The sequence below is a fragment of the Pseudomonas baetica genome (genome assembly GCF_019733355.1).
Lineage (GTDB): Bacteria > Pseudomonadota > Gammaproteobacteria > Pseudomonadales > Pseudomonadaceae > Aquipseudomonas > Aquipseudomonas baetica_A.
The window spans coordinates 1-11,286 of record NZ_JAIHLQ010000081.1; the positions used below are offsets into that span (position 1 = coordinate 1).

The window sequence follows — 11,286 nt, forward strand, 5'->3', positions numbered from 1 at the left end:
GTTTCGACTGCGCCGGAAGTGGGGCGAATTATAGACGTCTGGAATTCGCCGTCAACACCTATTTTCATATTTCTGTCATATCAGTCAAAGAACCCCGAAAACACAAAGGCCGACCTCTACAGGTCGGCCTTCTTCATCCCTCCTGCTTACAAGCTAGGGAAGGCGAACTGCGAGGCCTCATGGCTGGCACGCTGCGGCCAGCGCTGGGTGATTGCCTTGCGACGAGTATAAAAGCGCACGCCATCGGGCCCATAAGCATGCAGGTCGCCGAACAGCGAACGCTTCCAGCCGCCAAAGCTGTGATAAGCCACCGGCACCGGCAAAGGCACGTTGACGCCGACCATACCGACTTCGATCTCGTCACAGAACAGACGCGCCGCTTCACCGTCACGCGTGAAGATGCAGGTGCCGTTGCCGTATTCGTGATCGTTGATCAGTTGCATCGCCTCTTCCAGGCTGCTCACCCGAACGACGCACAGCACTGGCCCGAAGATCTCTTCTTTATAGATACGCATCTCTGGAGTGACGTTGTCGAACAGGCAGCCCCCGAGGAAGAAGCCGTCTTCGTGACCCGTGACGCTAAAGCCGCGACCATCGACCACCAGGGTCGCACCTGCTGCCACGCCGTCATCGACATAGCCGCTGACCTTGTCGCGAGCCTGACCGGTCACCAGAGGCCCCATGTCCAGACCACACGAAGTACCCGCACCAATCTTCAACGCCTTGATCTGTGGAACCAGTTTGGCCACCAACGCATCCGCCACCTGATCACCCACACATACCGCAACGGAGATCGCCATGCAGCGCTCGCCGCAAGAACCATACGCCGCGCCCATCAGTGCGCTGACCGCGTTATCCAGATCGGCATCCGGCATCAGCACCGCATGGTTCTTCGCGCCGCCCAGCGCCTGAACGCGTTTGCCGCGCTTGGTGCCTTCGGCGTAGATGTATTCAGCAATCGGCGTCGAACCGACGAAGCTCAGCGCTTTGACTTCCGGCGCTTCGATCAGCGCGTCCACCGCAGTCTTGTCGCCGTGGACCACGTTCATCACACCTTTTGGCAGGCCGGCTTCCAGCAGCAGTTGAGCGATCAACAGCGTGGAGCTTGGATCACGCTCGGACGGCTTGAGGATGAAGCAGTTGCCGCAAACGATCGCCAGTGGATACATCCACAGCGGCACCATCGCCGGGAAGTTGAACGGCGTGATACCGGCAACAACGCCAAGCGGCTGAAAGTCCGACCAGGCATCAATGTTCGGGCCTACGTTGCGGCTGTACTCGCCCTTGAGGATTTCCGGCGCAGCACAAGCAAATTCGACGTTCTCGATACCGCGTTTCAGCTCACCGGCAGCGTCTTCGAGAGTCTTGCCGTGTTCTTCACTGATCAATTGCGAGATGCGCGCTTCGTTCTGCTCCAGCAGTTGCTTGAAGCGGAACATCACCTGAGCACGTTTGGCCGCTGGTGTGTTGCGCCACGCCGGGAACGCTGCCTTGGCGGCATCGATGGCTTTCTGGACGGTTTCGCGGCTGGCCAGTGGCAGCTTGTGGATCGCTTGCCCCGTGGACGGGTTAAACACGTCAACCGCGCGACCGTTCTCGGTCACCAGTTCGCCATTGATCAAATGCGGGATAACGCTCATCGAAAACTCCTGAATGCTTGTCCACGGATGCCCACGAGGGGCACCCGCTGTTTTTAGATATATATAGAAGGAAAATCAGTCGAGCTTGTTCAGCACTTCGCCGACCGCGTCGAACAGACGATCAAGGTCTTGCGGCTTGCTGTTGAAGGTTGGGCCGAACTGCAGGGTGTCGCCGCCGAAGCGCACGTAGAAGCCCGCTTTCCACAGCGCCATGCCGGCCTCGAACGGACGCACGATGGCGTCGCCGTCACGATGGGCAATCTGGATCGCACCGGCCAGACCGTAGTTACGGATGTCGATGACGTTCTTCGAACCCTTCAAGCCATGCAGCGCGTTTTCAAAATGCGGCGCGACTTCGGCCACGCTCTGCACCAGGTTTTCCTTTTGCAGCAGGTCGAGTGCCGCCAGGCCAGCGGCGCAAGCCACCGGGTGCGCCGAATAGGTATAGCCGTGCGGGAATTCCACCGCGTATTCCGGCGTCGGCTGGTTCATGAAGGTCTGATAGATCTCGGAACTGGCAATCACCGCGCCCATCGGGATCGCGCCGTTGGTGATTTGCTTGGCGATGCACATCAGGTCGGGAGTGACGCCAAAGCTGTCGGCGCCGAACATCGAACCGGTGCGGCCGAAACCGGTGATCACTTCGTCGAACACCAGCAGGATGTTGTGCTGATCACAGATTTCACGCAGACGCTTCAGATAACCCTGAGGCGGAACCAGCACGCCAGCGGAACCGGCCATCGGTTCAACGAACACGGCGGCGATGTTCGACGCATCGTGCAGTTCGATCAGCTTCAGCAGTTCATCGGCCAGGGCGATACCGCCCTGCTCCGGCATGCCACGGGAGAACGCATTGCTCGCCAGCAACGTGTGCGGCAGGTGATCGACGTCCATCATCGCCTGACCGAACATTTTGCGGTTGCCGTTGACGCCACCCAGGCTGGTGCCGGCGATGTTCACACCGTGATAGCCACGGGCGCGGCCGATCATTTTGGTCTTGGTCGCCTGGCCTTTAAGACGCCAGTAGGCACGGACCATTTTCACCGCCGTATCGGCGCACTCGGAGCCGGAGTCGGTGAAGAACACATGGTTGAGGGTGCCCGGGGTCAGATCGGTGATTTTCTCAGCCAACTGAAAGGACAACGGATGGCCGTACTGGAAGCCCGGCGAGTAATCGAGTGTGCCCAACTGCTTGGAGACCGCTTCCTGAATTTCCTTGCGGGTGTGCCCGGCGCCGCAGGTCCATAGACCGGACAGCGAGTCGTAGATCTTGCGGCCCTTGTCGTCGAACAGCCAACTGCCCTCGGCACCGACGATCAAACGCGGATCGCGCTGAAAGTTACGGTTGGCGGTGTACGGCATCCAGTGCGCGTCCAGCTTCAGTTGGCTGGCCAGTGGCGACGGAGCGGTTTCAGGCATGTTCATCGGGCAAAACCTCGCAGGGCATAAGCGTCAGGGAGATAGAAAGCGTTGTTGCAGCTAAATTGCCACGGCGATAAAGTCGGTGAAATCCAACTCTTCTAACCTTCAGTCAGCCCGCTACTAAACTTTGAGTGATCAAGCATGAGCAGCCGCCGTCCCGATCCGCTGGCCCAGGTCAGTGACTTTGATATTCGCTTACTGCGGATTTTTCGCAGCGTGGTGGAATGCGGCGGCTTCTCGGCGGCGGAAACCGTGCTCGGTATTGGACGCTCGGCGATCAGTCAGCAAATGAGCGACCTGGAGCAACGCCTCGGCTTACGCCTGTGCCAACGCGGTCGCGCGGGATTCTCGCTGACCGAAGAAGGCCGCGAGGTCTATCAATCGGTGCTGCAACTGTTAAGTGCGCTGGAAAGCTTTCGCACCGAGGTCAACGGTCTGCACCAGCACTTGCGCGGCGAGTTGATCATTGGCCTGACCGACAACCTGGTCACCCTGCCCCACATGCGCATCACCCACGCCCTCGCGCAATTAAAAGAACGCGGCCCGGACGTGCAGATCCAGATCCGCATGATCGCGCCCAATGAAGTCGAACAAGGCGTGCTCGACGGCCGCCTGCATGTTGGCGTGGTGCCGCAGGCCAGTGCACTGTCCGGTCTGGAATATCAGCCGTTGTATAGCGAACGCTCACTGCTTTACTGCGCGGTCGGGCATCCGCTGTTTTACGTCGATGACAAGCAACTGGACGACGAACGCCTGAATAGTCAGGACGCCATCGCCCCGACCTTCCGTTTGCCGGCAGACATTCAGGCGCATTACCAAGCGCTCAACTGCACCGCCAGCGCTTCGGACCGTGAAGGCATGGCGTTCCTGATCCTGACCGGGCGCTACATCGGTTATCTGCCGGATCACTACGCCAGCCTATGGGTGCAGCAGGGGCGTCTGCGTGCGCTCAAGGCCAAGACACGTTTCTATGACCTGAGCCTCGCATCGGTCACGCGCAAGGGCCGGCGCCCCCATTTGGTGCTGGAAAGTTTTCTTGAAAGCTTGGCGGCGACGCGTTGAAAAACCTGCAAGGCCCAGCCACGCTGGGCCTAACAGAAAAAATCGCCCAATAACCTGAGCATGTGGACAGCTTTTTGCAAAGCAGGATCAACCCCGATCCTTCAACAAGAAGCCCAAGTCCATGCAGCCAGATTCCGCACCGTCCAGCGACCTGATCTACGGCCTCAACGACCGCCCCAAACCGCCCGCCGCGATTCTTGCCGCCCTGCAACACGTACTCGCCAGTTTCGTCGGCATCATCACCCCGCCGCTGGTGATCGGTTCGGCGCTTGGCTTGACCGCGCATTTACCGTACCTGATCAGCATGGCACTGATGGTGTCCGGGGTCGGTACGTTCATTCAGGCACGCCGACCGTTCGGCATTGGTGCCGGGATGATTTGTTTGCAGGGCACCAGTTTCGCCTTTCTTGGCGCCGTGCTGTCGGCAGGGTTTCTGGTCAAGCAGCGCGGCGGCAGCCCGGAGGACATTCTGGCGATGATCTTCGGCGTGTGCTTTTTCGGCGCGATCGTGCAGATCGTGCTCAGCCGCTTCATTGGCCAATTGCGTCGCGTCGTTACGCCGTTGGTGACCGGCATTGTCATCACCCTGATCGGTATCAGCCTGATCAAAGTCGGCATCACGGATCTGGGCGGCGGTTTCAATGCACCGGACTTCGGTGCGCCGAGCAATCTGGCGCTGGGCGTGTTCGTGCTGCTGACGATCATCCTGCTCAATCGCTCGAACACGCCGTGGGTGCGGCTCTCGGCAATCATCATCGGCCTGGTGCTCGGCAGTCTGGCGGCATGGTTCAGTGGGAAACTGGTTGTACAGCCTTTGCCTGACTTGCCGCTGGTGAGTATTCCTACACCGTTCAAGTTTGGATTCAGCTTCGACTGGACGGCTTTTCTGCCCGTCGCGCTGATTTATCTGATCAGCACCATCGAAACCGTCGGCGACCTCACCGCCAACTGCATGCTGGCCCGCCAGCCCATCAGCGGCCCTTCTTATATAAGCCGTTTGCGCGGTGGCATTCTCGGTGATGGCGTGAGCTGCATGATCGCGGCCACTTTCAGCGCATTTCCCAACACCACGTTCGCGCAGAACAACGGCGTGATCCAGTTGACCGGTGTCGCCAGTCGCTACGTCGGTTTGTACATCGGCGCGATCCTGTTTTGTCTCGGCCTGTTTCCAATGATCGGCGCGGTGCTGCAACAGATTCCGAAACCGGTGCTTGGCGGTGCGACGCTGGTGATGTTCGGTGCCGTTGCGGCGGCGGGTGTGCGTATCCTCGCGCAATCACCGCTGGATCGACGCAGCATGTTGATCATCGCCACCTCGTTCGGCGTCGGCCTGGGCATTGCCGCACAACCGAACTTGCTGCACTTGCTGCCGAAACTGGTGCAGAACCTTTTCGACTCGGCGATCACCAGTGGCGGGCTGACCGCAATCATGCTCTGCCTGCTGCTGCCGGAAGCAAAAACCACCACCGAAGCCCATGTGCAGGTGAACACGGTCGAACAGGCGTAACGGTTTTATTGCTTCAGGACTTGTCTGAAGCCTGTGGGTGCGCTATCAACGCAACTGGTTGCGCCCACAGACAAACCCGGAAGTGCCTATGACCTTTGAAGTCCCCGCTCACGGCGGCAAGCCCGCCAGCCGCATTCGTCAGAAGAACGAAGAGACCATCCTCAAAGCCGCCGAAGACGAGTTCGCCCGTCATGGGTACAAAGGCACCAGCATGAACACCATTGCCCAGAATGCCGGGTTGCCCAAGGCGAACCTGCATTACTACTTCACCAACAAGCTTGGGTTGTACGTGGCGGTGCTGAGCAACATCATCGAGTTGTGGGACAGCACCTTCAACACCCTGACGGCCGAGGACGATCCGGCCGAGGCGCTCACCCGCTACATCCGCGCAAAAATGGAATTCTCCCGCCGCCAGCCGCAAGCTTCGCGCATCTTCGCGATGGAAGTGATCAGCGGCGGCGAATGCCTGAGCGAATATTTCAATCAGGATTACCGCGCCTGGTTCCAGGGGCGAGCGGCCGTTTTTCAAGCGTGGATCGATGCCGGCAAAATGGACCCTGTGGATCCGGTACACCTGATTTTCCTGCTGTGGGGCAGCACTCAGCATTACGCCGACTTTGCCACGCAGATCTGCCGAGTCAGCGGTCGCAGCAAGTTGACCAAGCAGGACATGGAAGACGCCGGCAACAATTTGATCCGCATCATCCTCAAAGGCTGCGGCCTCACTCCCTCTCTATAAGACGTCTATGCCTTTCACCCTCAGTGGTTTTTGCGAATACCGCGAAGAGATTCGCAAAAGCCGCTTCATCACCTACGCCACGCCGATCAGCAGCGCGGCCGACGCGCAGGCGTTCTTCGAACAGCACATCGACTTGAACGCCTCGCACAACTGCTGGGCGTGGAAATTGGGCGATCAATACCGCAGCAATGACGACGGCGAGCCTGGCGGCACGGCGGGCCGGCCAATTCTGGCGGCGATTGAAGCGCAGGATTGCGATCAGGTCGCCGTACTGGTGATTCGTTGGTACGGCGGCATTCAACTGGGCACCGGCGGTTTGGCCCGCGCCTATGGTGGCGGCGCAAACAAGTGCCTGCAGACGGCAGCGAAAGTCGAGTTGATCAGCCGTGTGCCGCTGCGTTGTGCCTGTGGGTTTGCCGAGCTGGCGCTGGTGAAATTGCGGGTGGCGGATCTGGGCGGGTTGGTGGTCGAGGAAAACTTCACTGCCAACGGCGTCGAATTGCAGCTTGCGGTGGGCGAACAGCAGATCGAATTATTGCAACGCCAGTTGGCTGATTTGAGTCGTGGGCGAATTTTGCTTCAGCGCTCAAGCGCTGCGATCTTTTAGGGCATCGCTTGATTTCCTTATTCCCCCGAGTTGCCCACATCAGCTGTGCACCCGGCTGTGGATAACCTGAGTACATTGCGCTGTAACCCTTCTGTCACGCGGCTTTGCGCGGTTTGTTCATTTTTCGTTCAATCTCTCCTGAACAATTCAAAATTCGCCTAAAAACAATCAGTTAATCGCGTTTAGCACCATTAGAAGAAAGCATTGCAGTGCTTATGCCCGGGTTTACAGCTTGCGCACAATAACTGTGGAGCAACCTGTGGATAACCCGTTCATGGCTGGCGCAGTTGCAGACTCTGCCTAGCCCCCGCATCTTTGCTCGTTTTTTGATCAGTCACCGAAGGGCAAAACTGGAGCCTGTTCAACGGCTTTGCTCTGAATTGGTGCCGGGCAAATACCCGATGCAGCCTTGAATGCTCTGCGCCAAGCGCTGATGCACACGGTTCACCTAGGTTCCTGACTCAATGGCCAGGAAATTGCTTTATCCACAGGCACAATTCCAAGCAAGTCGAGCCTGTCATGCCAATCGATCCGCCCAACACGCGCCTGCAACTGCGCCACATCAGCAAACGCTACCCCGGTTGTCTGGCCAACGATGCCATCGACCTGAGCATCGCCCCCGGGGAAATCCATGCGCTGCTCGGTGAAAACGGCGCGGGCAAAAGTACGCTGATGAAGATCATCTATGGCGTCACCCAGGCCGATGCGGGCGAGACGCTCTGGCAAGGTCAACGGGTGAATATCCGCAACCCGGCGCAGGCGCGGCAGTTGGGGATCGGCATGGTGTTCCAGCATTTCTCACTGTTTGAAACCCTCAGCGTGGCGCAGAACATTGCTCTGGCGATGGGCGCAGCGGCCGGTACGCCCAAACAACTGGAACCGAAAATTCGCGAAGTGTCGCGCCGTTACGGCATGGCGCTGGAGCCTGAGCGACTTGTCCACAGCCTGTCGATCGGTGAGCGACAACGGGTGGAAATCATCCGCTGCCTGATGCAGGACATCCGTCTGCTGATTCTCGATGAACCGACCTCGGTGCTGACACCGCAAGAGGCCGACGACTTGTTCATCACGCTGCGTCGCCTCGCCGCCGAGGGCTGCAGCATTCTGTTTATCAGCCACAAGCTCGGCGAAGTTCGCGCCTTGTGCCACAGCGCCACGGTTTTGCGCGGCGGGCGAGTGGCCGGGCATTGCGTACCCGCCGAGTGTTCGGATCAACAATTGGCGCAGTTGATGGTCGGCGAAGCGGCGGCGTTGATCGGTGATTATCCGAAAGTCAGCGGCGGCGCGGATTTTTTGCAGGTGAGCGGTTTGAGCTGGCGCAACCCCGATCCGTTTGGCAGCTCGTTGATCGACATTAATGTGCAAGTGCGCAGCGGTGAAATCGTCGGCATCGCCGGGGTCGCCGGCAATGGTCAGGATGAGTTGCTCGCCCTGCTCAGCGGCGAACAAACCCTGCCGAGCGCCGAGGCGACGACGATTCGCTTCGGTGAACAAGCTGTCGCTGACTTACGCCCGGATGCGCGGCGCAAACTCGGTCTGGCGTTCGTCCCCGCCGAACGCCTCGGCCACGGCGCGGTGCCCGAGTTGAGTCTGGCGGACAACGCCCTGCTCACGGCCTTCCAGCAGGGATTGGTCAGTAACGGGCTGATCCAGCGCGGCAAGGTCGAAGCCCTCGCGCAACAAATTATTCAACGCTTCGGCGTGAAAACCCCGGACACGCAAACCGTTGCGCGCCGTCTGTCTGGCGGCAACTTGCAGAAATTCATCCTCGGCCGGGAAATCCTCCAGCAACCGAAACTGCTGATCGCCGCACACCCGACCTGGGGCGTGGACGTCGGCGCTGCCGCCACCATTCACCGCGCGTTGGTCGCGTTGCGCGATGCCGGTGCGGCGATTCTGGTGATTTCCGAAGACCTCGACGAACTGTTCCAGATCAGCGACCGCCTCGGTGCGTTGTGCGGCGGGAAGATGTCCGCGTTGCACAACACGGCGGACACCCTACTGAGCGATGTCGGTGGCTGGATGGCTGGCCAGTTCGATGCCCCTCAACAACACGCCACGGTTTAACGGAGTTTTCAACATGCTGCTTTCTCTCGAACCCCGTGGCCAGCAATCGCGCCTGATGCTCTGGTGCTCGCCGTTGTTGGCGGCGGCGCTGACCCTCGGTTGCGGTTCGCTGCTGTTCATCGCTCTGGGTCATGATCCACTGCAAACTTTGCACACCCTGTTGATCGCACCGGTCAGCGACGTGTACGGCGTCTCCGAATTGCTGGTCAAAGCCCTGCCGATTCTGCTCTGCGCGTTGGGCTTGGCCGTGGCCTATCAAGCGCGAATCTGGAACATCGGCGCCGAAGGCCAATTGCTCTTGGGCGCGTTGGCCGGCAGTGCGCTGGCGGTGAACATCATCGACATGCAAAGCCGTTGGGCACTGGTGCTGATTCTGCTCACCGGCACCCTCGCCGGCGCGGCGTGGGCCGGGCTGACGGCATGGCTGCGCACGCGTTTCAACGCCAACGAAATCCTCACCAGCATCATGCTCAATTACATTGCCCTCAACCTGTTGTTGTTCTGCGTACACGGCCCGTTGAAAGACCCGGCCGGCTTCAACTTTCCCGAGTCGGCGATGTTTGGCGATGCCGGCCGTTTACCGCTGTTGATGGAGGATGGCCGCGTGCACGCCGGGGTGTATTTCGCCCTGCTCGCCTTGGTGGCGGTGTGGGTGTTGTTGCAGAAAAGCTTTGTCGGTTTTCAGATCAAAGTGCTCGGGCTGGACAAGCGTGCGGCGGGGTTTGTCGGTTTTCGCGAGAAACGGCTGATCTGGCTGGCGCTGCTGATCAGCGGCGGTTTGGCCGGGCTCGCGGGGGTCTGCGAAGTCACCGGGCCGATTGGTCAGTTGGTGCCGCAGGTTTCGCCAGGGTATGGCTATGCGGCGATCACCGTGGCGTTTCTCGGGCGGCTGAATCCGATCGGGATTTTGTTCTCCAGTCTGTTGATGGCGTTGCTGTACATCGGCGGCGAGAGTGCGCAGATGGCCCTCAACCTGCCGCAAGCGATTACCCAACTGTTCCAGGGAATGATGCTGTTTTTCCTGCTGGCCTGTGACGTGCTGATCCTCTATCGGCCGCGCCTGAAACTGCGCTGGAGACGGCGCACGTCGACCACTGCCGTAACCGCCGGAGCGCTGTGATGGATATCGATCTGCTGAGCAATATTTTCTACGCCATGGTGCGTTGCGGCACACCGCTGTTATTGGTGGCGATGGGTGAACTGATCTGCGAGAAGAGCGGCGTGCTCAACCTCGGCCAGGAAGGGATGATGCTGTTTGGTGCGGTGATCGGTTTTATCGTCGCCCTCAGCAGCGGCAATCTTTGGCTTGGCGTGTTGTTGGCGATGCTTGCGGGGATGCTGTTGTCGTCGCTGTTTGCCTTGGTGGCGCTGGTGTTCAACGCCAATCAGGTGGCGACCGGGCTGGCGCTGACGATTTTTGGTGTGGGGTTGTCGACCTTTGTCGGCACCGCGTGGGTGGGTAAACCACTGGCGGGTTTTGAGCCAATGGCGATTCCGTACCTGAGTGAAATTCCGCTGATCGGGCGGATGCTGTTTGCTCAGGATCTGTTGGTTTACCTGTCGTTCGCGCTGTTTGCGCTGGTCGCGTGGGTGATCATCAAAAGTCGTATCGGGCTGATCATTCAGGCCGTCGGTGAGAACCCGGATGCGGCCAGTGCGATGGGCTTGCCAGTGTTGACCGTGCGTACGCTGGCCGTGCTGTTTGGCGGGGCGATGGCCGGGTTGGCCGGGGCTTATCTGTCACTGGCGTACACGCCGATGTGGGCCGAGAACATGACGGCCGGGCGCGGCTGGATTGCCTTGGCGCTGGTGGTATTTGCCAGTTGGCGGGTCTGGCGGTTGTTGCTGGGCGCGTATCTGTTCGGCCTCGCCAGCATCCTGCACCTGGTGGCGCAGGGGTTGGGGCTGGCGATTCCGTCGAGCCTGCTGGCGATGCTGCCGTACGTGGCGACGATTGTGGTGTTGGTGCTGTTGTCGCGCGATGCGCTGCGTACGCGGTTATATGCGCCGGTGTCGTTGGGGCAGCCGTGGCAGGCAGGGCATTAATGTGGTGATTTCACGGGCCCCATCGCTGGCAAGCCAGCTCCCACAGGGATCTCGGGTGTGAATGCGTTCTGGATTACACCACCGGAACCTGTGGGAGCTGGCTTGCCAGCGATGGGGCCCGAACAGGCAACACCTGAGCGATGCCCCACGCCAGTTCGAAAACCAGGAAAACCAACAATATCGAACTGGCGCCATG

Annotated in this window: 9 protein-coding genes; 7 read left to right on the forward strand and 2 right to left on the reverse strand. The window is 59.7% G+C overall.

Annotated elements, in window-relative coordinates; all coding sequences use genetic code 11:
- Positions 1-146: 146 nt before the first annotated feature.
- Both K5E40_RS33505 and K5E40_RS33510 read right to left on the reverse strand, forming a co-directional pair.
- Positions 147-1,640 (reverse strand): CoA-acylating methylmalonate-semialdehyde dehydrogenase, encoded by a 1,494-nt coding sequence (locus tag K5E40_RS33505; RefSeq protein WP_221734343.1) that lies wholly within the window; start codon positions 1,638-1,640, stop codon positions 147-149.
- Between the two features lie 75 nt (positions 1,641-1,715).
- A complete protein-coding gene (locus K5E40_RS33510; RefSeq protein WP_221734344.1) occupies positions 1,716-3,065 on the reverse strand; it encodes an aspartate aminotransferase family protein in 1,350 nt (449 codons plus the stop codon).
- A gap of 138 nt (positions 3,066-3,203) precedes the next feature.
- Here K5E40_RS33510 and K5E40_RS33515 point away from each other — a divergent pair, with 138 nt between their 5' ends.
- The 7 genes from K5E40_RS33515 to K5E40_RS33545 all read left to right on the forward strand — a co-directional run bounded on the left by K5E40_RS33515 (position 3,204) and on the right by K5E40_RS33545 (position 11,090).
- Complete coding sequence (locus K5E40_RS33515; RefSeq protein WP_221734345.1) at positions 3,204-4,124, forward strand: LysR family transcriptional regulator; 921 nt, start codon at positions 3,204-3,206, stop codon at positions 4,122-4,124.
- A 121-nt stretch (positions 4,125-4,245) separates the two neighbouring features.
- Complete coding sequence (locus K5E40_RS33520) at positions 4,246-5,631, forward strand: uracil-xanthine permease family protein (protein ID WP_221734346.1); 1,386 nt, start codon at positions 4,246-4,248, stop codon at positions 5,629-5,631.
- 88 nt (positions 5,632-5,719) lie between these two features.
- Positions 5,720-6,370 (forward strand): TetR/AcrR family transcriptional regulator, encoded by a 651-nt coding sequence (locus tag K5E40_RS33525; protein WP_150617871.1) that lies wholly within the window; start codon positions 5,720-5,722, stop codon positions 6,368-6,370.
- Between the two features lie 7 nt (positions 6,371-6,377).
- A complete protein-coding gene (locus K5E40_RS33530; protein WP_221734347.1) occupies positions 6,378-6,977 on the forward strand; it encodes a YigZ family protein in 600 nt (199 codons plus the stop codon).
- A 519-nt stretch (positions 6,978-7,496) separates the two neighbouring features.
- A complete protein-coding gene (locus tag K5E40_RS33535; RefSeq protein WP_221734348.1) occupies positions 7,497-9,044 on the forward strand; it encodes an ABC transporter ATP-binding protein in 1,548 nt (515 codons plus the stop codon).
- Between the two features lie 13 nt (positions 9,045-9,057).
- Positions 9,058-10,164 carry an ABC transporter permease gene (locus K5E40_RS33540; RefSeq protein WP_221734349.1) on the forward strand — a complete coding sequence of 369 codons (1,107 nt, stop codon included), beginning with the start codon at positions 9,058-9,060 and terminating at the stop codon, positions 10,162-10,164.
- Positions 10,164-11,090, forward strand: a complete 927-nt coding sequence (locus K5E40_RS33545) for an ABC transporter permease (protein ID WP_221734350.1) — start codon at positions 10,164-10,166, stop codon at positions 11,088-11,090. Before K5E40_RS33540 ends, K5E40_RS33545 begins: the two co-directional genes overlap by 1 nt.
- Positions 11,091-11,286: the final 196 nt, after the last annotated feature.